General features: G+C 59.9%; 24 protein-coding genes. 3 read left to right on the forward strand and 21 right to left on the reverse strand.

From position 1 onward, the window contains the following. Window positions 1–96: 96 nt before the first annotated feature. Window positions 97–1,149 carry a uracil-xanthine permease family protein gene (locus tag DW029_RS01900; RefSeq protein ID WP_118345132.1) on the reverse strand — a complete coding sequence of 351 codons (1,053 nt, stop codon included), beginning with the start codon at window positions 1,147–1,149 and terminating at the stop codon, window positions 97–99. Between the two features lie 436 nt (window positions 1,150–1,585). Between DW029_RS01900 and DW029_RS01905 the strand changes: the two genes are divergently transcribed. Then, window positions 1,586–2,242, forward strand: coding sequence for a transcriptional regulator (locus DW029_RS01905; RefSeq protein WP_233543770.1), 657 nt, complete (start codon window positions 1,586–1,588; stop codon window positions 2,240–2,242). Between the two features lie 220 nt (window positions 2,243–2,462). Here the strand turns inward: DW029_RS01905 and DW029_RS01910 are convergent, their stop codons facing one another. Continuing rightward, window positions 2,463–2,840 carry a RidA family protein gene (locus DW029_RS01910; protein WP_118345133.1) on the reverse strand — a complete coding sequence of 126 codons (378 nt, stop codon included), beginning with the start codon at window positions 2,838–2,840 and terminating at the stop codon, window positions 2,463–2,465. 298 nt (window positions 2,841–3,138) lie between these two features. Here DW029_RS01910 and DW029_RS01915 point away from each other — a divergent pair, with 298 nt between their 5' ends. Together DW029_RS01915 and DW029_RS01920 are read left to right on the forward strand one after the other, a co-directional pair. Beyond that, the gene (locus DW029_RS01915) at window positions 3,139–5,631 is read left to right on the forward strand and encodes a U32 family peptidase (protein ID WP_118345134.1); all 2,493 of its coding nucleotides are present in this window, start codon (window positions 3,139–3,141) and stop codon (window positions 5,629–5,631) included. A gap of 15 nt (window positions 5,632–5,646) precedes the next feature. After that, the gene (locus DW029_RS01920) at window positions 5,647–6,306 is read left to right on the forward strand and encodes an RluA family pseudouridine synthase (RefSeq protein WP_231500732.1); all 660 of its coding nucleotides are present in this window, start codon (window positions 5,647–5,649) and stop codon (window positions 6,304–6,306) included. Window positions 6,307–6,669: 363 nt separating this feature from the next. Here DW029_RS01920 and DW029_RS01925 read toward each other — a convergent pair whose 3' ends face one another. The 19 genes from DW029_RS01925 to fusA all read right to left on the reverse strand — a co-directional run bounded on the left by DW029_RS01925 (window position 6,670) and on the right by fusA (window position 21,204). Beyond that, window positions 6,670–8,160 carry a PTS fructose transporter subunit IIC gene (locus DW029_RS01925; RefSeq protein WP_118345135.1) on the reverse strand — a complete coding sequence of 497 codons (1,491 nt, stop codon included), beginning with the start codon at window positions 8,158–8,160 and terminating at the stop codon, window positions 6,670–6,672. A 254-nt stretch (window positions 8,161–8,414) separates the two neighbouring features. Further along, complete coding sequence (locus DW029_RS01930) at window positions 8,415–9,161, reverse strand: DeoR/GlpR family DNA-binding transcription regulator (protein ID WP_117743067.1); 747 nt, start codon at window positions 9,159–9,161, stop codon at window positions 8,415–8,417. A gap of 3 nt (window positions 9,162–9,164) precedes the next feature. Continuing rightward, window positions 9,165–10,244, reverse strand: a complete 1,080-nt coding sequence (locus tag DW029_RS01935; protein ID WP_117743068.1) for a Gfo/Idh/MocA family protein — start codon at window positions 10,242–10,244, stop codon at window positions 9,165–9,167. Between the two features lie 358 nt (window positions 10,245–10,602). Then, window positions 10,603–10,908: a 50S ribosomal protein L24 gene (gene rplX / locus DW029_RS01940; protein WP_099432059.1), complete on the reverse strand. Its 306-nt coding sequence runs from the start codon at window positions 10,906–10,908 to the stop codon at window positions 10,603–10,605. Window positions 10,909–10,921: 13 nt separating this feature from the next. Beyond that, window positions 10,922–11,290: a 50S ribosomal protein L14 gene (gene rplN / locus DW029_RS01945; protein ID WP_117734331.1), complete on the reverse strand. Its 369-nt coding sequence runs from the start codon at window positions 11,288–11,290 to the stop codon at window positions 10,922–10,924. Between the two features lie 118 nt (window positions 11,291–11,408). Next, the gene (rpsQ, locus tag DW029_RS01950; protein ID WP_117734330.1) at window positions 11,409–11,669 is read right to left on the reverse strand and encodes a 30S ribosomal protein S17; all 261 of its coding nucleotides are present in this window, start codon (window positions 11,667–11,669) and stop codon (window positions 11,409–11,411) included. 16 nt (window positions 11,670–11,685) lie between these two features. Next, complete coding sequence (gene rpmC, locus DW029_RS01955) at window positions 11,686–11,901, reverse strand: 50S ribosomal protein L29 (RefSeq protein WP_006235039.1); 216 nt, start codon at window positions 11,899–11,901, stop codon at window positions 11,686–11,688. Further along, window positions 11,901–12,338 carry a 50S ribosomal protein L16 gene (rplP, locus tag DW029_RS01960; RefSeq protein ID WP_117734329.1) on the reverse strand — a complete coding sequence of 146 codons (438 nt, stop codon included), beginning with the start codon at window positions 12,336–12,338 and terminating at the stop codon, window positions 11,901–11,903. Before rplP ends, rpmC begins: the two co-directional genes overlap by 1 nt. Continuing rightward, window positions 12,338–13,048, reverse strand: coding sequence for a 30S ribosomal protein S3 (gene rpsC, locus DW029_RS01965; protein WP_006235037.1), 711 nt, complete (start codon window positions 13,046–13,048; stop codon window positions 12,338–12,340). The genes rplP and rpsC overlap by 1 nt, the downstream gene beginning before the upstream one ends. A 6-nt stretch (window positions 13,049–13,054) precedes the next feature. Further along, window positions 13,055–13,426 carry a 50S ribosomal protein L22 gene (gene rplV / locus DW029_RS01970; RefSeq protein WP_006235036.1) on the reverse strand — a complete coding sequence of 124 codons (372 nt, stop codon included), beginning with the start codon at window positions 13,424–13,426 and terminating at the stop codon, window positions 13,055–13,057. Window positions 13,427–13,440: 14 nt separating this feature from the next. Further along, window positions 13,441–13,701 carry a 30S ribosomal protein S19 gene (rpsS, locus tag DW029_RS01975; RefSeq protein WP_006235035.1) on the reverse strand — a complete coding sequence of 87 codons (261 nt, stop codon included), beginning with the start codon at window positions 13,699–13,701 and terminating at the stop codon, window positions 13,441–13,443. Window positions 13,702–13,733: 32 nt separating this feature from the next. Beyond that, window positions 13,734–14,564: a 50S ribosomal protein L2 gene (gene rplB / locus DW029_RS01980; protein WP_055250219.1), complete on the reverse strand. Its 831-nt coding sequence runs from the start codon at window positions 14,562–14,564 to the stop codon at window positions 13,734–13,736. Window positions 14,565–14,743: 179 nt separating this feature from the next. Beyond that, on the reverse strand, window positions 14,744–15,031 hold the full coding sequence (rplW, locus tag DW029_RS01985) for a 50S ribosomal protein L23 (protein ID WP_006235033.1): 288 nt from the start codon (window positions 15,029–15,031) through the stop codon (window positions 14,744–14,746). After that, window positions 15,032–15,658 carry a 50S ribosomal protein L4 gene (rplD, locus tag DW029_RS01990; protein WP_006235032.1) on the reverse strand — a complete coding sequence of 209 codons (627 nt, stop codon included), beginning with the start codon at window positions 15,656–15,658 and terminating at the stop codon, window positions 15,032–15,034. 46 nt (window positions 15,659–15,704) lie between these two features. After that, on the reverse strand, window positions 15,705–16,325 hold the full coding sequence (gene rplC / locus DW029_RS01995; RefSeq protein WP_089572481.1) for a 50S ribosomal protein L3: 621 nt from the start codon (window positions 16,323–16,325) through the stop codon (window positions 15,705–15,707). Window positions 16,326–16,775: 450 nt separating this feature from the next. Further along, window positions 16,776–17,402, reverse strand: a complete 627-nt coding sequence (locus DW029_RS02000; RefSeq protein ID WP_158572593.1) for a histidine phosphatase family protein — start codon at window positions 17,400–17,402, stop codon at window positions 16,776–16,778. 39 nt (window positions 17,403–17,441) lie between these two features. Continuing rightward, window positions 17,442–18,596: a cation diffusion facilitator family transporter gene (locus DW029_RS02005; RefSeq protein ID WP_117743071.1), complete on the reverse strand. Its 1,155-nt coding sequence runs from the start codon at window positions 18,594–18,596 to the stop codon at window positions 17,442–17,444. Between the two features lie 139 nt (window positions 18,597–18,735). Further along, a complete protein-coding gene (gene rpsJ / locus DW029_RS02010; RefSeq protein ID WP_022094184.1) occupies window positions 18,736–19,044 on the reverse strand; it encodes a 30S ribosomal protein S10 in 309 nt (102 codons plus the stop codon). Window positions 19,045–19,104: 60 nt separating this feature from the next. After that, a complete protein-coding gene (gene fusA / locus DW029_RS02015; protein WP_022094183.1) occupies window positions 19,105–21,204 on the reverse strand; it encodes an elongation factor G in 2,100 nt (699 codons plus the stop codon). Window positions 21,205–21,207: the final 3 nt, after the last annotated feature.

The following is a 21,207-nucleotide window of genomic DNA, read 5'->3' on the forward strand; positions in this document are numbered from 1 at the left end:
CTTCACCAAAGGGACAAACCCTTTGAAGTGCGGCCTATCGCCGCATGGCGTCGGCGGACGAGGCGATACGTCCGCCAACGAATAGCACCGAATTGGTTACTTCTTGCTCTCGGGCAGGACCAGGTCCACGGCAGCGTCCTTGGCAGCATCGATGTGCTGAGCCGCGACCGGCGTCTGCGGAAGGATCAGGTTGAGCACGATGGCCATGATGACGGTGGGGGTCACGGCGTTGGAGCCGATGACGGTGGACACCCAGGTGGGCATGCCCTCGCCGGCAAGGCAACCGCTGGCCATCCAGATACCCAGGCCAAAGACAACGGAGGTGCCGACGATGGTGGTGGTGCGCTGCGTGAGGCCCTCGCGAGTGAACATGCGCACGCCGTTCATGGTGATGGTGCCAAAGACGCCGACGGTCGCGCCGCCGATGACGGGCTGCGGGATAGCGGAAAGGACGGCAGAGAGCTGCGGGAACAGGCCGGCGATGGCAAAGACGGCTGCGATGATCACAAAGACCCACTTGTTGACGACCTTGTTGGAGCAGATGATGCCCACGTTCTGGCCAAGGGCGCTGGTGGGAAGACCGCCCAGCAGGCCGCCGACCATAGAAGTGAGGCCCTGGGACACGATAGCGCCGGAGAGCTCGCGCTCGGTGGGCATACGGTCGATGGAGCCCAGGCAGGCGGCGGAGACGTCACCGATAACCTGGATGGCAACCATGGGGAACACGACGGCGAGGGTAATGCAGACCTCGGGATCAAACTCAAGCGCGTAGGGCATGAGCTTGGGAAGGGCGAAGACCTGAGCGGTGGCGACGCTGGAGAAGTCGATCATGCCAAAGGGGATGGAGACGATCATGCCAACGATCATGCCAAAGAACACGGAGCCCAGCTTGAGCGTGCCCTTGCCAAAGTTGGCGAGCGCAAAGACCACGACAAAGGTGATAAGAGCGACGCACCAGGCCTGCGGGGTGCCCCACAGCGGCGTGCCCATGCCGCCGGCCATGTACTTGACGGCCGTGGGATAGAGAGAGACGCCAATGGAGAAGATGACCGTACCGGTCACGACGGGCGGGAACAGCCACTTAATCTTGCTGTAGGCCAGACCAAAGAGGACCGCAACGGCGCCGCCGACGATCTCGCCGCCCAGCAGCGCACCAAAGCTAAAGCCTTAACGGGAGGCATGCCTTCGCGAGTGAACAGGGCTTCAGTGCCGTTCGTAACCGTCTCCTGGGTCATTTGACCACCAATCCTCGAAGTAGTTGTTTTCGCATCTAACGCTCTATTGTGACGCAGTGCGGGGTTGAGGTTGTGCCTTCGTTGCATATCGCATTAAAGTGGATTCTCATTCTCAATAATAATTTTTTGTTATCAGACTATTCTTCAGCTGAGAAAACGCATTTCCGCAGGTCAGAAAAGTGTCTGGTCAAAATAACATCTAACTTTTCTTTTGGTCGACTGCTTACCGCCAAAATCCTACCGTTCGTCTGTATTACGCAATGTACCTGCGGATATGCGAGATGATGGGCAGCGTGTTACCATGAGAAAAACTGTTATGAACACTTCGATAGAACCCAAAGGAGTTGCCCGTGAACGAGACCGTACGTCGCTTTTTGCCGATGGTCGATTTCTTGGAGCAGGTACTCGGTAAGAACAGCGAAATCGTGCTGCACGATTTCTCGGATCCCGACCACGCCATCGTCGATATCCGCAACGGCATCGTGAGCGGCCGCAAGGTCGGCGGTCCCGCCACCGATCTGGCACTCAAGATCATGCACGACGCCAAGTATCGCGACCTGCCGTTTATTACGGGCTACGAGGGACGCGGTGCCGGCGGCAAGACGTTGGAGTCAGCGACGTACTTTATCCGCGAGAATGACGAGATCGTCGGTATGCTCTGCGTCAACACCGATCTCTCGACCGTGCGCTCCATCAACGCCATGGCGCAGCAGCTCATGGCATGCTTCGACGCTGTGCCTAGGCAGGCGGAGCCCGCGTCTATCGAGGTCGAAAGCCTTTCGGAGTCCACACAGGAGCTCATCGACCGCAGTATTTCCGAGTTGCTCGAAAGCCGCGGAATGGAAGTTTCTTCGCTCGGCCAAGCCGACCGCGTCGATGTTATCCGCCATCTCAACGGCAACGGCGTGTTTATGCTCAAGGGCGCCGTGGCCTGCGCCGCCTCCGCGCTGGGCATCTCTGAGCCCAGCGTATACCGCTACCTGCAAAAGGTCCGCAAGGAGGGCTAACGAGCAGAATGGAGCGCGGGTAGTCTTTTTGGGACGGGGCTATTTTAGCTACCCTCCCTCTGCCCGTGATCTCGATGAGCCGCAAGTAAAATCAATCTTGCATGTAGGGGTAGCTAAAATAGCCCCGTCCCAAAAAGACTACCCCTGACACAAAGAACCCTGCAGCTTCGCACGCGCTGCAGGGTTCTTTTGCATGTCATGGCTTGTTTTCGCCTACATCTTAGAGAGCGGCGATGACCTCGATCTCAACGAGACCGCCAGCCGGAAGGGCAGCAACCTGGAAGGCGCTGCGCGCGGGGAACGGAGCCTCGAACTTGGAGGCGTAGATCTCGTTCACGGCGGCAAAGTCGGCAATATCAGCCAGGTAGACCGTCGTCTTGACAACATCGGCAAACGTGGCGCCGGCAGCGGTCAGCAGGGCCTCGACGTTAGCAAGGGACTGCTTAGCCTGAGCCTCGACGCCTTCAGGCATCTTGCCGGTTGCGGGATCGATGCCCAGCTGGCCGGACAGGAACACCATGTTGCCGGTCTGGATGCCGGGGGAATACGGGCCGATGGCTGCGGGTGCGTTATCGGAAGAAACGACGGTCTTGCTCATGTTTTTCTCCTTACAAGTAAAAGGGAACGGGAGCGCGGCATTCATACCGGGAGGCACAGTTCGGTCTGAATGCCGCGCTTGATTGGGATAGTACTCAAGGTTTCCGCGCGATGCAAGATTATTATTAAGTTGCAAGAATATTTTATCGCCCAACGGTTTCCCCGGACCGCCGAACGGCTCTCCACGGGGTCAGCCAGCCCAAGCTGCTGAAGACTTTATCCCGCTTGGAGCACGGGCATCGTCCATCGCGACGGCGCCACTATACTTTTGAGTATCTGAGCATTTTGAAAGGCAGGATATGACCGCAACCGCCAGTCGAACCACCAACCGCAGGCCCGAGCTTTTGGCCCCCGCCGGAGGGCCCGAGCCCTTTGCCGCCGCGCTCGCCGCCGGGGCAGACGCCATCTACTGCGGCATGGGCAGCTTCAACGCCCGCCGCAAGGCAACCAACTTTACCGATGAGGCATTTGAGCAGGCCTGCCGCGCCGCGCACCTGGCCGGCTCGCGCGTCTACGTCACGGTCAACATCGTCATCAAGCAGTCCGAGATGAGCGATGCGCTGCAGCTCATCCATCGCTGCTCCACGCTGGGCGCCGACGCCTTCATCATCCAGGACTGGGGCCTGTTCTTTGAGGTCAAGCGCACGATGCCCGGCATCGAGACGCATATCTCGACCCAAGCGAACATCCACGACGACCGCGGAACCCTTTGGTGCCGCGAGCAGGGCGCCGACCGCGTAACCCTCTCGCGCGAGCTTTCCATCGACGAGATTGCCGCCATCCACGATGCCGCGCCCGATGTGGACCTTGAGGTCTTTAGCCATGGCGCCATCTGCTTTTGCTACTCGGGCCTGTGCCTGCTTTCAAGCTTTGCCATGGCGGGACGATCGGCCAACCGTGGCATGTGCGCCCAGCCCTGCCGCCTGCCCTACGAGCTGATCGACGAGAACGGTCGCACGCTCTCCCCCGCCGGCCGCGAGCGTGCGCTATGCCCGCGTGACACCAACACCTCACAGCTTGTTCGCCGTCTGTATGACGCCGGCGCCGCGTCGCTCAAGCTCGAGGGCCGCATGAAGGCGCCCGATTACGTGTACTCCATCGTTGATGTGTATCGTCACGAAATTGACGACATGCTATCCGGAGCCACCGTTGCCGAGGATGAGGAAGCCGCCCGTCAGCGCCAGCTCAAGCGCTGCTTCAACCGCGACTTTACGCACGCCTATCAGGACGGTACCTCGGGCGACGAGATGATGAGCTATGAGCGTTCCAACAACCGCGGCCAGATCGTGGGCACGGTGCTGGGCAGCCGCCCGGCCAACCGCGATGTGTGCGGCCTCAAACCCGACGACCGCCGTCGCCGCGCCGCCATCGCCCGCATTGAGCTGTTTGAGCCCGTGGGCAAGGGCGACCTGCTGGAGCTTCGCCACGATAACGAGTTTGACCAGTTCCTGACCACCATTGCCGCCGATGATGCCGCCGCCGGTGACATCATCGAATGTCGCGTGCCCCGCAGCATGCCCGAGGGCTGCCGCGTCCGCGTGATTCGCAGTCAGCGTGCCATCGACGCCGCCGGCGCCGCGCTCAAGCGCGATGTGCTGCGCCGCCGAGCTGTTGACGTGTCCGTCGTGGCGCGCCTGGGCGAGCCGTTTACCGTCACACTCACCTGCTGTGACAACCCCGCGCTCACCGCCACCGCCACGGACTTCACCGTCGAGGCCGCCAAGACCCGCGCCGTCGAGGCATCCGATCTGGTTGAGCACGTCGGGCGCATGGGCTCCTCTCCCTTTGAGGCCGCGAGCTTTGACGTTTCGCTCGACGCCGGCTGCGGCATGGGCTTCTCCGCCGTGCACAAGGTGCGCGCCGCCGCCTGCAAGGCACTGGAAGAGGTCATTCTGGCGCCGTACGAAGAGCGCGCGAGAACGCTCGAGTTGCCGGTGCTCGACAAATGCACGCGCCCCGCACCCGAGCATTACCGCGATGAGCCGCAGATCTGCGCCGCCGTCACCTCGCTCGAAGCAGCCGAGGCCGCCCGTACCGAGGGCGCCACGCGCATCTACATGACCACCGATGCGCTCGAGGCCGCCGCGCTCTCCCCCGCCGACGCATTTGAGCAGGGCATCGTGCCCATACTCGACGAGGTCTGTCGCGCCATCGACCACGAGCGCGTCGATCCCTGGATCAATGCCGGAGCCACCGTCGCCGTCGGCAATATCTCCGAGCTCGCCGTAGCCGCGCAGGCCGGCGCCACGGCGGAGGTCCGCTCTTGCCTGCCGGTGCACAATACGCCCTGCATGGAGGCGCTTGCAGAGCGCGGAGCCGATGCGTTTTGGCTCTCGCCCGAGATCACGCTCGACGAGATTGTCTCGCTCGGCGCCGCCGCGCCCGCGGCTCTGGGCATCACCGTCTTTGGCCGCCCGCGCGTCATGACAAGCGAGCATTGCATTCTGCAGGTTGCCAACGGCTGCATCCACGATTGTGCCAACTGCCGTCTGCGTGCCCGCAAGCTCTCTCTCAAGAATATCGACGGAAAGGTCATGCCCGTCCGCACCGATATCCACGGCCGCTCTCGCCTGTACGATGCCTACCCCATCGACCTCACGCCGCAGGTTCCTCAGCTGCTCGATGCCGGCGTACGTCGTCTCATGGTGGACGGAACGCTGCTCGAGACGGATGAGGTGGGCCGTGCCGTCGCTCGCGTCCGTCGCGCCGTCGAAGCAGCGCAGGCAGGTCGCAAGCCCGCCGCTCGCCTGCGCGGTGCCACCTCCGGCTGCATGTTTGTGGGAATTAGCTAACCGAAAGGCTTACACGTGAACGAAGAACCTCAAGTCCTCTACTGCGACGCCTGGCTCATGGCCATCGATAAGCCCGCCGGCATGATCGTCCACGGCGACGGCACCGGTGAGCGCACACTTACCGACTACGCCAGCGACCTGCTGCTGGCGATGGGCGACGGCTTTGCCGCGACCGACATGCAGCCGCTCAACCGCCTGGACCGCAACACCACCGGCGTGGTGCTGTTCTCGCTTGACAAGCAGACGCAGCCCGCCTTTGACCAGATGGTAATCGACCACGCCTTCGAAAAGCACTATCTGGCGCTCGCCGAGGGCAAAATCGACTGGAACGAGAAGCTCATCGACAAGCCGATCGCCCGCGACCGCCACGATAGCCGCAAGATGCGCGTCGGCGCCAGCGGCAAGCCATCGCAGACGCGCGTGAAGGTGCTCAAGCGCCTCAAGAGCCGCCGAGGCCTGCCCACGCGCTCGTATATCGATGTCGAGTTGCTCACCGGCCGCAAGCACCAAATCCGCGTGCATCTGGCGAGCGAGCGTCATCCCCTGGTTGGCGACGACCTGTACGGAACGCCGCGCCCTTGCGGCCTGATGCTCCACGCCCACAGCGTGTCCTTCACGCATCCCGTAACCGGCGAGCACATCCACATCGAAGCCCCCTGCCCCTGGGAGCCCTAAACCACCACAATGGGGACAGGCACCTTTGTGGTGGTTTTGCCGCAATGGCTCAGCCGCGGTCCCAAAACGTCTCGATCTGTAACAGTTAGAACCCATTTTCCGGTCTACCTGTTACAGATCGAGACATTCGAATCCCCCTCAAGGGAAAATCTCAATCTGTAACAATAACTCGGCAAAATCGGTCCCAGATGTTACAGATTGAGACATTATGGAGTCACCAGAAAAAGTATCTCGACCTGTAACAGCTGGAGCCCATAGTCCCCTCCTCCTGTTACAGATCGAGACAAATCCCCCGACAGCAAAGACGGCAACGCCGCACATGAACGTTGCCGCCTTTCCATTGGCAAAACTTTTTCGTTCCCGCTACTCGGCAACCTTGTCGAGAGGCTTCTTAAGGAAGCTCAGGACCAAGCAGCCGACCACGGCACCGATAGCAAGGGCCAGCAGATACTGCACCGGGTTTGTGATGACCGCGATAACCCAGGCGCCACCGTGCGGAGCGGGGCTCGCGCAACCAAAGAGCATCGACAGACCGCCGGCGGTCGCAGATCCCAGGATGCAGGCGGGCAACACGCGAAGCGGATCGGCCGCGGCAAAGGGAATGGCACCCTCGGTGATAAACGACAGACCCATGATGTAGTTCACCAGGCCTGCCTTGCGATCGGCCTCGGTCCAGCGGTTCTTAAAGAACGTCGTGGAGAGCGCGATTACCAGCGGCGGTACCATACCGCCCGCCATGACGGCAGCCATGATCATATTGCCCTGCAGCGTTTGCTCGGCAAGGGCCGCGGTGCCAAAGACATATGCGGCCTTGTTGATGGGACCACCCATGTCGGTCGCCTGCATGCCGGCGCAGATAATGCCCAAAAGAACGATGCTCGTGCCCGAAAGACCGTTGAGCGCGCCGCTAATGGCGGTGTTGATAACGCCCATAATCGGGTTAACGGCCATCATAAAGAGACTCGTAAAGAGAATGCCCAGCACGGGGTAGATGAGCATGGGCTTGATACCGTCGAGCGACTCGGGTAGCACGCTTGCAGCCTTCTTGAGCGCATTGACGATAATGCCGGCGGCAAAACCGACCAGCAGCGCGCCCAAAAAGCCAGCAGAGACAAGCTGAGCCTGGGCATCGGCATCCATTGCCGTGGTGAGATAGCCCAGCGTAAAGCCCTGCTTTGCAATCCAGCCGCCCACAAAGCCCGCGGCCAGGCCCGGACGATCGGCAATGGACATGGCAATGTAGCCCGCAAGGATGGGGAGCATAAAGTTGAACGCCTGGTTGCCCGCAAGGTTAAAGAAGGCCGCGACCGGAGTGCTATGGCCGTATGCGCTCGTGCCCAAACCCGCCTGGTCCAACAGAAACGAAAGCGCCATAAGGATGCCGCCGCCAACGACAAAGGGGAGCATGTGCGAAACGCCGTTCATGAGGTCCTTGTAGACCCTACGACCCAACCCCTCGGATTCGCCCTCGGCAGCCGCCTGTACCGCGGCGCCGCCGGACACATGATGAATAGGAGCATTGCCCGCAAGCGCAATATTAATAAGCTCCTCGGCGTCATTAATGCCACGCGTCACCGCACAGGAGTAAACCGGCTTGCCATCGAAGCGATCGAGCTCGACATTTTTATCCGCCGCAATGATGACACCCCTGGCACCAGCGATGTCCGCCGCGGTCAGCACATTTTTAGCGCCGCCCGAACCCTGAGTTTCGACCTTAATGCTCACGCCCATCTTGGCTGCCTGGTCTTCCAACCCTTTGGCCGCCATAAATGTGTGAGCAATGCCCGTTGGACATGCCGTGATGGCAACGACATCGTAAGTGCCGCCCCCCACCTTCTCGTTTGCAGCTGACATGTTTCCTCCTTTTGCACAAGCAGGCCCAGCCCTCCCCTTCCGAGGGTCACAACCTGCGTATTACCTTGTGTTTGAGTGATTGATAGCACCGAAGTGACGGCGCTTTTAAGCGATATCTATACGATGGCCCCGGCGGGCATGATCACGTCGTATGGAAACAGGGGTACTGGGAAATCATGCCCGACGGGGCCATCGGAACCACCAGAATGGGGACAGGCACCTTTTGGTGGTTTTGGCCTTACTTCGCCCCGTTGCTAAACCGTGATGACGTTTTCCATCGTCTGGTACTTGGCGGGCACCTCGCCCGCAGTGATAACCGTTGCGTCACGGAAGTCCGCAAATTTTACGGGAGCCACCATGCCAAACTTACTGGCGTCCGAGATTACGAAGCGTTTGGCTGTATGGCGCATCGAGATACGCTTGACCTGCGCTTCCTCGATATCGGGCGTCGTAAAGCCCTGCTCGGCGGCAATGCCGTTAGAACCCCAAAAACCGCAGTTAAAGTTGTAGCGGTCTAGGGTTGCCAGAGCATCGGGGCCAACGAGCGCCTCGGTCTCGGGTTTAAGCTCGCCGCCCAGCACCACGGTGCGCATGCCGCGCACAGCGAGATGCTGAGCATGGAGCACGGAATCAGTCACATAGGTGACCGATTCGAGATGCGGAAGATGCTCGATGAGTCTGAGCGTTGTCGAACCCGAATCGATGTACACAAAGCTCTCGGGCTCCACGAGCGCCGCGGCGCGGGCGCAGATACGCTCCTTGTCGTCGTTATGGAGATCACTGCGCTCACTGATCGTTAGGTCGCGCGTCACGTGCGCGCGCTCAAGACTTGTCGCGCCACCGTGCACCTTGGCGATGCGGTGCGCTCGGTCGAGCGTCTGTAGGTCGCGTCGAATGGTAGAGGCCGTCACGCCCAGGGCATCGGCAAGCTCGGGCACCGTTACCGAGCCAGCCTGCTGCACCATCGACACAATCGTATTGAGCCTATCTTCCGCAAGCATCGCTTACTCCTCCTCGGGGTAGACGACTCCCCAATCGGCGCGGAGCTTGGTCATGAGCTCCATCACATCAGAAGCATAATCCAGAAGCTCACGCTTGGAATCGTCGCCGGCGACGGCCTGCTCGAGGTCAGCCATCTCGTAGCACAGGGCATAAGCCTCGGTGCCCGCGGCGACCTCCTCGCGACGACCGTCCGCGGTCCAAACGATCGTCGCGTGATCGGCGCGCGGATACTCGTTGACCTCGACATAGCAATTGTCAAAGCTGATAACCGAGCGCTTTGGCTGCTTGGAGTGGAGCGTAAGGCTCACGACGCCCAGCTGCTGCTCGGCATTGCGGCAGACGATGCCGCCTGCAACGTCCACGCCGGTCTCGCAGGTGTTCCCCAGAGACACGACCTCGACGGGCTGGCTCGCCATAAACAGGCGCATGACGGACAGGGCGTATACGCCAATATCGAGCATGGCACCGCCGGCGAGGTTGCGGTTGTAGAAACGGTTGGTCAGATCGCCGTACTCCTTGTAGCTACCAAAGTTGAGCTGAGCGAGGTTCATGCGGCCAAACTCGCCGGCATCCATGCGGCGGCGCAGCTCTTGATACAAAGGCATGTGGAGCACCGTGGTAGCGTCCATAAGGACCACGTTGTGTTCGGCGGCAATGGCGCGGGCCTCATCGAGCTCGGCGGAGTTGAGCGTGATGGCCTTCTCGCAGAGAACGTGCTTGCCGGCCGCCAGGGCGGCGCGCAGATAGGTGATATGGGTGTTGTGCGGGGTGGTGATGTAGACGGCGTCGATGTCAGGATCGGCGTAGAGATCCTCAACCGTGTCATAGACCTTCTCGACGCCGTACTGGTCGGCAAAAGTCTGAGCCTTGGTGAGCGTGCGGTTGGCAACGCCCGTAAGCTTGCGGCCGGCCAGGGCAAGGGACTGAGCCATCTGGTTGGCAATAACGCCGCAACCGATCACAGCCCAACGGAGCTCGGGAGCCGTAAAGATGTCGTTAGGGAACGGCTTGTCCTGGACCGAAGCAAATGCTGCTTTGGCGGCTGCCGCGGCGTCGAGTGGAGCCTGCTTAGAATCTGCCATTATGTGTCTCCTGTGTCATAGAACGTCTTGCATTTCTGACAGCTCTATATTCGCACAAACACGCGCGTCTGTGCGCGTTTTTGCGTATCTCACCGCTAAACGGTCATTATTGCCCCGTAAACGGCACATATATACGCATAGGTGCGTAATTTAACGCAATCTAACGCGCATAAACGCGCACACAAGCAATTTATACAGCACGACCCGCTCATTTATGCTTACCCAGTTAGGGTACTCATGTAAGTCTGTCCCCAATGAGTAACTCATTTAAGTATGTCCCCAATGAGTGGGGATCAAAAAAGGCCCGGGTGCCGTGGGGCATCCGGACCTTTGCTAGCAACTTGATGTTGCGGGCAGCTTAGAACTTGTGGCCGCACTTCTTGCAGACGCGCAGCTTGTTCTTGCCGTCCTTCTCGTGACCGACGCGGGTAACCTTACCGCACTCGGGGCAAACGAGATTGACGTTGGAGGCGTCGATGGGAGCCTCCTGCGAAACGATGCCGCCCTGCTGGTTGGCAGCGTTGGGCTTGACGGCCTTCTTGACGACCGAAACGCCCTCGACAACGACCTTGTTCTCGGCAGGGAGAGCACGCAGGATAACGCCCTGCTTGCCGCGATCCTTACCAGAGAGAACCTGGACCTTATCGCCCTTCTTGATATACATATATCTCCCCTAACTACAGGGTCTCGGGAGCGAGCGAGACGATCTTCATGTACTTCTTGTCACGAAGCTCGCGAGCGACGGGCCCGAAGATACGGGTGCCGACGGGCGAACCATCGTTGTTGATGACGACGCAGGCGTTGTCATCAAAGCGAATGTAGGAGCCATCCTTGCGGCGGATCTCCTTAACGGTGCGAACGACGACGCAACGGACAACGTCCTTCTTCTTGACGTTGGCGCCAGGGGTAGCCTCCTGGACAGCACCGATGAACACATCGCCGATGCCTGCATAACGACGCTTGGAACCGCCAAGCACCTTGATGCAGCGAATCTTGCGAGCGCCGGAGTTGTCGGCGACGTTCAGCATGGTTTGCATCTGAATCATGGTAGATGTTCCTCCGAACTAAGAACCGAAGAGAGGTGCGCAGCCTTTATACGGCCCGTGGTATGCAAGCCAGGCATACGCACATCTTCGGAAACGTACAAGTCGTAAGAGCGACTGCTTATTTAGCGCGCTCGACGACCTCGATGAGGCGCCAACGCTTCATCTTGGACATAGGACGGGTCTCCATAACGCGGACGGTATCGCCCACGCCAGCCGTGCACTCCTCGTCATGAGCGTGCAGCTTCTTGGAGGTGGTCATCATCTTGCCGTACTTGGGGTGACGCTTGCGCTCGGTGATGGTGACGACGATGGTCTTGGCACCGGAGACAGAGGTAACGACACCCGTACGGACCTTACGCGTGTTACGCGAATCAGTCATGTTCTCTCCTTAGGTCCTACTCGGCGACAGCGGACTTCTCCGCTGCGATCTCGCGGGCGCGCTGCTCCGTGAGGACACGAGCAATGTCCTTCTTCACGGTGTTAACGCGAGCGGTGTTGTCCAGCTGGCTGGTGGCCATCTGGAAACGAAGGTTAAAGAGCTCGGCGCGCATTTCCTTCAGCTTCTCAACGAGCTGAGCGTCCGAGAGCTCACGAATCTCTGCGGGCTTCATTAGTTCTCCTCCTCGGCCGTCTCTTTAGCGGCAGGCTTAGCGACGATCTTGGTCTTGATGGGGAGCTTGTGCTGCGCCAGACGCAGAGCCTCGCGAGCGACCTCCTCGGGCACGCCCTTGACCTCGAACATAATGCGGCCGGGCTTGACGACGGCCACCCACTCCTCGGGGTTACCCTTACCGGAGCCCATGCGGGTCTCCGCAGGCTTCTTGGTGATGGGCTTATCGGGGAAGATCGTGATGTAGACACGACCGCCACGCTTCATGTAGCGGGTCATGGCAATACGAGCGGCCTCGATCTGACGGTTGGTGATCCAATGGGCCTCGAGAGCCTGGATACCAAACTCGCCGAAATGCAGCTCGGTATTACCCTTGGCCTGGCCCTTCATGGAGCCACGCTGCACCTTGCGGTGAAGAATACGCTTAGGGGCAAGCACTACTGACCCCTCCTCTCGGAGTTACGACGACGAGGACGGGAAGAGCCCTCGAGTGCAGGGTTGGGAACAGGCTGGCCCGGGAGCTTCTCGCCCAGGTAGATCCAGACCTTCACGCCGCAAGCGCCCATGGTGGTGCTGGCGACAGCCGTGCCGTAGTCGATCTTGGCACGGAGGGTGTGCAGAGGCACGCGACCCTCGCGGTACCACTCACGACGGCCCATCTCGGCACCGCCGAGACGACCGGAGCACTGGATACGGATGCCCTTAGCGCCGGCCTTGCGGGCGGACTGGACAGCCTTGCGCATAGCGCGACGGAAGGCAACGCGGCCCTCGAGCTGCTCGGCGATAGACTGAGCAACGAGGTTGGCGTCGAGCTCGGGGCGCTTGATCTCGACAACGTCGACGGAGAGCTGGCCCTTGGAGACGCCAGCGACCTTCTCGAGCTCGGTGCGGAGGGTATCGATCTCGGCACCCTTCTTACCGATGACAACGCCGGGGCGAGCGGTGAGGATGATGACCTTCACCTTGTCGCCAGCGCGCTCGATCTCGACGCGGGAGACAGCTGCGCGGGAAAGACGCTTCTCGAGGTACTTGCGAATCTCGAGATCGTTACCGAGGGTCTTAGCGTAATCCTTCTCTGCGAACCAGCGGGAGCGCCAGTTCTCGGTAATGCCAAGACGGAAGCCGGTGGGGTAGACTTTCTGACCCATACAGCTTTACGCCTCCTTTCGAGGAGCAACGACGACGGTGATGTGGGAAGTACGCTTCAGAATACGAGAAGCGGAACCCTTGGCGCGGGGACGGATGCGCTTAAGCGTCGGACCCTCGTCAACATAGGCAGCGGCGACAACCAGGTTGTCGGCACGCAGACCGTTGTTGTTCTCGGCGTTCGCAACGGCGGAACGGAGAACCTTCTCGACATCCACGGCGACGGCGCGGTCGCAGAAGTGGAGGATGTCGAAGGCCTGAGCGACAGGCTTGCGGCGGATCAAATCGACCACCAGGCGGGCCTTGCTGGGGGAAACACGCACGTACTTAGCGACGGCGCGAACCTCGGTGGCCTCAGTTTCAATAGACTTAGTTGCCATTTACGGTTAACCCCCTATTTGGCCTTGTGGCCACGGAACGTACGAGTCGGCGCGAACTCGCCGAGCTTGTGACCAACCATGGACTCGGTAACATACACGGGCACATGCTTGCGGCCGTCGTGGACGGCGATGGTGTGACCAACCATCTCGGGGAAGATAGTGGACGCGCGGGACCAGGTCTTCACGACGTCCTTCTTGCCAGCCTCGTTCATCGCGGTGATACGCGAGAGAAGGCGAGTCTCCACGAACGGGCCCTTTTTGAGACTTCTGCTCATAAGTGCTTTCTCCTAAAACTCGGTATCCGAAATTACTTCTTACGGCGACGAATGATGTGCTGGTTCGAGACCTTCTTCTTCTTGCGCGTACGAAGGCCCTTCGTCGGCTTACCCCAGGGGGTAACAGAGGGACGACCAGAGGTGTGGTTCTTGCCCTCGCCACCGCCGTGCGGGTGGTCGACAGGGTTCATGACGGTACCGCGGACGGTCGGGCGCACGTTCATGTGACGCTTACGGCCGGCCTTGCCGATGACGATGTTGGCGTGATCGGCGTTGCCGACCTCACCGACGGTGGCGCGGCAGGTAACGAGGATGCGGCGCATCTCGGAGGAAGGCATACGGACGATAGCGTACTTGCCCTCCTTACCCATCAGCTGACAGGAGTTACCGGCGGAACGGGCGATAGCAGCGCCCTTGCCCGGCTGGAACTCGACGGCGTGGATGAGCGTACCGACGGGGATGTCGGCGAGGGGCAGAGCGTTGCCCGGCTTGATGTCGGCGTCAGAACCGGACATGATGGTCTGACCGACCTCGAGGCCCTTGGGGGCCAGGATGTAGCGCTTCTCACCGTCAGCGTAGTGCAGCAGAGCGATGCGAGCGGAACGGTTCGGATCGTACTCGATCGTGGCAACCTTGGCGGGCACGCCGTCCTTGTTGCGCTTGAAGTCGATCACGCGGTAACGACGCTTCACGCCGCCGCCCTGGTGGCGGGTGGTGATGCGACCGTTGTTGTTACGACCGGCCTTCTTGGGCAGGGGCTCGAGAAGAGACTTCTCGGGCTTGGTGCAGGTGATCTCGGAGAAGTCGGAGATCGTCTGCCAACGCCTACCAGCGGAGGTCGGCTTAAGGTGCTTTACAGCCATTACAATCCCTTTCAATAGGAATCCGTTAGCCATCGCAGACAGGGATTCGAGGTTCTGCCTCGGGTGCGATGACACCGGACGTATACACGGTTCCGGGCGTGTCCATTTTATACGCCCAAAACCTTGAGCTCTCGCCTCCCCTATTTGGGAGGCATGAGCTCACTCAACAGCAGCGAGTCTTAGGCCTGGTTGCCAAAGACCTCGATGGTGTCGCCCTCGGCCAGCGTGACGATGGCCTTCTTCCAAGAACGGGTCTTGCCGGCGACATAGCGCACGCGCTTGGTCTTGGGCTTGACCGTCAGGGTGTTCACGCGAACGACCTTGACGCCGAAGATCTCCTCGACAGCGTCCTTGATCTGATACTTGTTAGCATCCTTGGCGACCTCGAACGTGTACTTGTTCTGCTCCATGCCGGAGAAGGAACGCTCGGACACGATCGGACGGATGATGATCTCGTGGGCGGTCATTTATGCAAGCACCTCCCCGAAGTGAGCGGCGATGTCGGCGGGCATCAGCACAGCGTTGTTGTTGACGAGATCGTAGGTGTTGGCCTCGTCGGCGGTGATGATGAACGTCTTGGGAATGTTGCGGAACGACAGGTAGGCGTTGACGTCCTCATCGCGAACGATGATGGTCAGACGCTTGCCCTCAAGGCCGAGAGCCTTGAGCATGGCAACGGCAGCCTTGGTGGAAGGCTTCTCGAAGCCGTAGTCGTCGACGAGCACGAGCTCGCCATCGGCCAGCTTGGCGGACAGCGCGGAGCGCATAGCCAGCTTGACCTCCTTGTTGTTCATACGCTTAGCGTAGGAACGGGGCTTGGGGGCGAAGACGACGCCACCGTGACGCCACTGGGCAGCACGGATGGAACCCTGGCGGGCACGGCCAGTACCCTTCTGACGCCAAGGCTTCTTGCCGCCACCGGAAACCTCAGAGCGACCCTTAGCAGACTGGGTGCCCTGACGCCAAGAGGCCATCTGGCACTTGACGATGTGGTGCATAACGTGGATGTTCGGCTCGATGCCGTACACCTCAGCGGCGAGCTCGGCCTCGGCGACCTTCTTGCCCTCGCTGTTCTTTACTTCAAACTTTGCCATTTAAGTGTTCTCCTTGGTATGACGCTGGGCTAAATGGGCTGGGCCCTTAGGCCATACGGATGGCGACGAGACCATTCTTGGCACCCGGGACAGCGCCCTTGACCAAGATGAGGTTCTGCTCGGCATCGATGCGGACAACGGAAAGGTTCTTGACGGTAACGCGCTCGTTACCCATGTGACCGGCCATCTTGACGCCCTTGAGGACGCGCGCAGGATAGGCGCACTGACCGATAGAACCGGGGTGACGCTGGAAGTGAGAACCATGCGTCATAGGACCGCGGCGCTGACCCCAGCGCTTGATGCGACCCTGGAAGCCCTTACCCTTGGAGGTGCCGATGACGTCGACCTTCTCGACATCAGCGAAATCAGCGACGGTAACGACCTCGCCGACCTTGTGCTCCTCGCCGTTCTCGACGCGGACCTCACGAAGGAAGCGGACAGGCTCGACGCCAGCCTTGGCGAAGTGACCAGCCATGGGCTTGTTCACGTTCTTGGCCTTGATGTCGCCGAAACCGATCTGGACGGCGTCATAGCCGTCGGTTGCCTGAGTTTTAACCTGCGAGACAGCGCAGGGGCCAGCCTGGATGACCGTGACGGGAACGACGTTGTCGTTCTCGTCCCAAACCTGGGTCATGCCAATCTTGCGGCCGAGAATCATGCTGATCAAGATATGATCCCAACTCTCGCGTGGTCTTGGGACAATGCGTACACCACCGAGCGTACGCCCCTAGAGGACCACTACTTACACGACGTGCTCCCCAGCCTTGTATTGTGCCCGAACTACCTGACAACCCTATTAAGCAGGCATTTTGTCCAGCCAGAATACTCCCCTGGTTTCACACAGCTGTTTAGTATACACGGCTGCGGGCGTATCCATCGAGATTCATATTTCACTCACATTGTTTACGCAGGTAAAGTGCGTGGAATCGCCTGGGCTTTGGCGGAGGGGCGGCGAAATATATTAAGTTTGCTGCTCTACAGTCCTGCGCAAGACGGAAAGCACATTAAGTGCTTTCCTTTGCGTGCGGAACTCGCGACAAACTTAATATATTTCGCCGCCCCTCCGCCAAAGCTCGAGAGACGACACGTTGATGTCTGCTTAACTCTGCTCGCTCAGCTAATTACTTTGTTGGGGGTCCACTATTTGCTGGAGGGTGAACTTGCATTGCATTGGCTCGCCTTCTGCTTGTGGCTTCGCCTCATCGAAATCGAAGATCATGATGGCACAGTTGGGGAGTTTTGTTGGGAGCTCGAAGCCCTCTGGGGCTGCAGCCTTGATGAATTGGCGGCTGGCGCTGCCGTGACTTACTGCTAGGAGAGTTTCAACGTCTTCGGCGCTCATGAGGTAAGCGAGGGTACTTACCATGCGCTCCTGCAGGGCATGGCTTCCTTCTCCGCCAAATGGGACCAAATCCTCGCCGGGGTCCCAGACGTCGGTGGGCAGGGCGTCGTGAGGGCCTTCTTCGAAGGTACCGTAGCTGCGCTCGATGATGCCTTCGCAGGGTTCGACGGCTGCGTCCGGGCCGAGGAGCTCGGTTGCGACGAGACTTGCCGTGTCCATAGCTCGGCCTAAGGGCGATGAGACCACTTTGTCGGGGACGACGTCGTGGCCCTTGAGCCATGCGGCCGCCATTCCCGCTTGTTTGCGGCCAAGGTCGGTCAACGGTGAATCGCAGCGGCCCTGGACCAGCTTTTTGACGTTGAATTCCGTCTGGCCATGGCGGAGCAGATACAGCCTCTTCATGTTCTCCCCTTCTGCATACATTACTTTGCCGACACAGCCCTACTCGTGGGCATGGCCTACGTAGTCTTCGTCAATCGTAATCTTGGCAATCGACTTAGGATATTCGGATTCGACCCTCTGGGCCAGCGTGTGCTTTACGTCTTCGGCACTCATCTGCAGATCCGAGGGACGCACGCAGTCAAAGATCACGTTGGTGTGCGTAGGGCCCGGCACGCAGCGCAAGTCGTGAATCGAAAGGCGGCTATCGATCTGTTGAGCCATAGCGTTAATGCACAAACGCATGCTCGCCACCTTGGGGTCGTCGGTCACGATGGGGTCGTAATGGAGCGTGACGATCATGCCGTCTTCGTCCTTAAACGACTGTTCGATGTTATCGAGCGTGTCGTGGCTCTCTAGTGGACTGACCTCAGCTGCCATCTCGGCGTGGGCGCTCGCAAACTTCCTGCCCGGACCGTAATCGTGAACCATCAGGTCATGCACGCCCAAAACACCGGGATAACTCATGATCTTGCCACGGATATGCTTGACCAGTTTGGGGTCGGGTGCTTGGCCCAAAAGCGGGCTCACCGTATCTTGGATAAGCTCAAAGCCGCTCCAGCCAATATAGGCGCCAACGGCAAGGCCGACCCAGGCATCAAGATTGACATACGTCACCTGAGAAACAATCGCACATGCCAGCACAGCACCCGTGGCAAGAACATCGTTCTTGGAATCCTGAGCCGTCGCATGCAGCGTCTCGGACTCAATACGGTCGCCGAGCTTTTGGTTGAGGGCCGCCATCCACAGCTTAATGACCATCGAAAGCAGCAGGACCGCAACCAGGGCAAGCGAGAACTCAACTGGCTCGGGATGGATGATGCGTTCAACCGAGGATTTGATTAGCTCAAGGCCGATGAGCAGCACGAGCGCCGCCACGACCAGGCCCGAGAGATACTCGTAGCGTCCATGTCCGTAAGGATGCTCAGGGTCCGCCGGCTTACTCGCCAGCTTAAAGCCAAGCACGCTCACGATGTTTGAGCTGGCGTCGGACAGGTTGTTCATGGCGTCCGCCACGATTGAAACCGACCCCGACAGCACGCCAATTACGCCCTTTGCAGCGCAAAGTGCCACATTGGCGATAATGCACACCACGCCCGTCAACGTGCCCACGCGCGCACGGTCACCTTGTGCTCGTTTAACAATCCACTCGACCATCTTTACCTGCCCCCAACAGCGTTACTCATACACCCGTTTGTCGAATAGCTCAGTAGTGTAGACCCTTTACAGCATCGATACAAAAAGGCCGCAACCCAAAGGGCTGCGGCCTTATCAATCGTGCGATCGAGCAAAAAGCTTAGAGCTTGATGTCGATATCGACACCAGCGGGAAGGTCGAGACGCATGAGCGAATCAACGGTGCCCGAGGTGGGGTCGAGGATGTCGATGAGGCGCTTGTGGGTGCGCATCTCGAACTGCTCACGGGAGTCCTTGTTCACGTGCGGCGAGCGGATAACCGTGTACAGGTTACGCTCGGTGGGCAGGGGGACAGGACCGGAAACGCGAGCACCGGTCTTCTGAGCGGTCTCGACGATGAGCTTCGCGGACTGATCGACGACCTCGTGATCATAGCCCTTGAGGCGAATGCGGATCTTCTGGGTAGCCAACTTAAACCTCCAAAGAGTGCGAGAGATGTTCTCGCGGATTACGTAACAGGGAGCTCGAACTTAGGCGTTCTTGCTCATGACCTCGTCCACGATGGACTTGGGCGCGGGCTCATAAGAGTCGAACTGCATCGTGTAGGATGCACGGCCCTGGGTCTGGGAGCGAAGGTCGGTAGCGTAACCGAACATCTCGCCCAGCGGCACCTTGGCACGGATGAGCTTGCTGTTCTTGCGATCCTCCATGCCCTCGATCTTGCCGCGGCGACCGGAGAGGTTGCCCATAACGTCGCCCATGTACTGCTCGGGGGTCTCGACCTCGACAGCCATGATCGGCTCGAGCAGCTGCGGATCGGACTTCTTGAGGGCGTCCTTGATAGCCATGGAACCGGCGATCTTGAAGGCGGCCTCGGAGGAGTCGACCTCGTGGTAAGAACCGTCGAACAGGGTGACCTTAACGTCGAGGACCGGGAAGCCGGCGATAACACCGGTGTTCAGGGCCTCCTGGATGCCCTTGTCGATGGACGGGATGTACTCCTTGGGCACGACGCCGCCGACGATAGCGTTGACGAACTCGTAGCCGAAGCCCTCCTCCATCTTCTCGAGCTTGATGACGGCGTGGCCGTACTGACCGCGACCACCGGACTGACGGACGAACTTGCCCTCAGCCTTCTCGACGTCGTGACCAGCGGTCTCGCGGTAGGCAACCTGGGGCTTACCAACGTTAGCGTCAACCTTGAACTCACGGAGCAGACGGTCGACGATGATCTCGAGGTGCAGCTCGCCCATGCCGGCGATGATGGTCTGGCCGGTCTCGTGGTTGGTGGACACCTGGAAGGTCGGGTCCTCCTCGGCGAGCTTGGTCAGAGCCAGGGACATCTTGTCCTGCTCGGCCTTGGTCTTGGGCTCGATGGCAACGTCGATAACGGGCTTAGCGAACTCGATCTTCTCGAGGACGATCTCCTTGCCCTCGGCGCACAGGGTGTCACCGGTGGTGGAGTTCTTGAAGCCGACGCAAGCGACGATGTCGCCGGCGGCAGCGTCGTCGCGGTCGATACGCTCGGCGGCGTTCATCTCGAGGATGCGGCCGAGGCGCTCGCGCTGACCGTTGGAAGCGTTGACCACGTAGGAGCCGGACTCAGCGCGGCCGGAGTAAACGCGGACGTAGGTGAGCTTACCGACGAACGGGTCGGTCATGATCTTGAAGACCAGGCCGGAGAAGGGCTCGTCGAAGGAGGGATGACGCTGGATCTCCTCGCCGGTGTCCGGATCGGTACCGGTGACGGCCTCGACGTCAAGCGGGCTGGGCAGGTAGTCGACGACAGCGTCGAGCAGCTCCTGAACGCCCTTGTTCTTGTAGGCGGAGCCCACAAAGACGAGGTTAAGCTCGTTGGCCAGAACACCCTTGCGCAGAGCAGCCTTGAGCTCCTCGACGGTGAAGTCCTCCTCCATGAGGATCTTCTCCATGAGCTCGTCGTCAAAGCTGGCAGCAGCGTCGAGGAGCTCCTCGCGCTTGGTGGCAGCGATGTCGGCAAACTCAGCCGGGATCTCGTCCATCGGCTCGGGGTAGGTCATGCCCTTCTCGTCGGCCTTGAAGTCCCATGCAGTCATGGTGACGAGGTCGATGACGCCCCAGAAGTTGTCCTCGGCGCCCATCGGGACCTGAGCGGCCACGGCGTTAGCGTCGAGACGATCCTTCATGGTCTCGATAGCGTTGAAGAAGTCAGCGCCCACGCGGTCATACTTGTTGATGAAGGCGATGCGGGGGACGTTGAAGGTGGAAGCCTGACGCCAAACGGTCTCAGACTGGGGCTGAACGCCGGCAACGGCGTCGAAGACGGCGACAGCGCCATCGAGGACGCGCAGGCAGCGCTCGACCTCGGCGGTGAAGTCAACGTGGCCCGGGGTGTCGATGATCTGGATGCGGTAGTCCTTACCGTCCTTGTTCCAGAAGCACGTGGTAGCAGCGGAGGTAATGGTTACGCCGCGCTCCTGCTCCTGAACCATCCAGTCCATGGTGGCAGCGCCCTCATGGACCTCACCGATTTTGTGGGTCTTACCGGTGTAGTAAAGAATACGCTCGGTCGTGGTGGTCTTACCGGCATCGATGTGAGCCATGATGCCGATGTTACGGGTATCGGAAAGCTTGTACTTAGGCTTAGCCATGTT

Source organism: Collinsella sp. AF38-3AC, assembly GCF_003474365.1.
Lineage (GTDB): Bacteria > Actinomycetota > Coriobacteriia > Coriobacteriales > Coriobacteriaceae > Collinsella.

Excerpts from the sequence above, each read along its gene's own strand:
- DW029_RS01910 (WP_118345133.1), bottom strand. The coding sequence starts at position 2,840 with ATGAGCAAGACCGTCGTTTCTTCCGATAACGCACCCGCAGCCATCGGC.
- DW029_RS01915 (WP_118345134.1), top strand. The coding sequence starts at position 3,139 with ATGACCGCAACCGCCAGTCGAACCACCAACCGCAGGCCCGAGCTTTTG.
- DW029_RS01925 (WP_118345135.1), bottom strand. The coding sequence starts at position 8,160 with ATGTCAGCTGCAAACGAGAAGGTGGGGGGCGGCACTTACGATGTCGTT.
- DW029_RS01930 (WP_117743067.1), bottom strand. The coding sequence starts at position 9,161 with ATGCTTGCGGAAGATAGGCTCAATACGATTGTGTCGATGGTGCAGCAG.
- DW029_RS01935 (WP_117743068.1), bottom strand. The coding sequence starts at position 10,244 with ATGGCAGATTCTAAGCAGGCTCCACTCGACGCCGCGGCAGCCGCCAAA.
- rplX (WP_099432059.1), bottom strand. The coding sequence starts at position 10,908 with ATGTATATCAAGAAGGGCGATAAGGTCCAGGTTCTCTCTGGTAAGGAT.
- rplN (WP_117734331.1), bottom strand. The coding sequence starts at position 11,290 with ATGATTCAGATGCAAACCATGCTGAACGTCGCCGACAACTCCGGCGCT.
- rpsQ (WP_117734330.1), bottom strand. The coding sequence starts at position 11,669 with ATGACTGATTCGCGTAACACGCGTAAGGTCCGTACGGGTGTCGTTACC.
- rpmC (WP_006235039.1), bottom strand. The coding sequence starts at position 11,901 with ATGAAGCCCGCAGAGATTCGTGAGCTCTCGGACGCTCAGCTCGTTGAG.
- rpsC (WP_006235037.1), bottom strand. The coding sequence starts at position 13,048 with ATGGGTCAGAAAGTCTACCCCACCGGCTTCCGTCTTGGCATTACCGAG.
- rplV (WP_006235036.1), bottom strand. The coding sequence starts at position 13,426 with ATGGCAACTAAGTCTATTGAAACTGAGGCCACCGAGGTTCGCGCCGTC.
- rpsS (WP_006235035.1), bottom strand. The coding sequence starts at position 13,701 with ATGAGCAGAAGTCTCAAAAAGGGCCCGTTCGTGGAGACTCGCCTTCTC.
- rplB (WP_055250219.1), bottom strand. The coding sequence starts at position 14,564 with ATGGCTGTAAAGCACCTTAAGCCGACCTCCGCTGGTAGGCGTTGGCAG.
- rplW (WP_006235033.1), bottom strand. The coding sequence starts at position 15,031 with ATGACCGCCCACGAGATCATCATCCGTCCGATCGTGTCCGAGCGTTCC.
- rplD (WP_006235032.1), bottom strand. The coding sequence starts at position 15,658 with ATGGCAAAGTTTGAAGTAAAGAACAGCGAGGGCAAGAAGGTCGCCGAG.
- DW029_RS02000 (WP_158572593.1), bottom strand. The coding sequence starts at position 17,402 with ATGAAGAGGCTGTATCTGCTCCGCCATGGCCAGACGGAATTCAACGTC.
- DW029_RS02005 (WP_117743071.1), bottom strand. The coding sequence starts at position 18,596 with ATGGTCGAGTGGATTGTTAAACGAGCACAAGGTGACCGTGCGCGCGTG.
- fusA (WP_022094183.1), bottom strand. The coding sequence starts at position 21,204 with ATGGCTAAGCCTAAGTACAAGCTTTCCGATACCCGTAACATCGGCATC.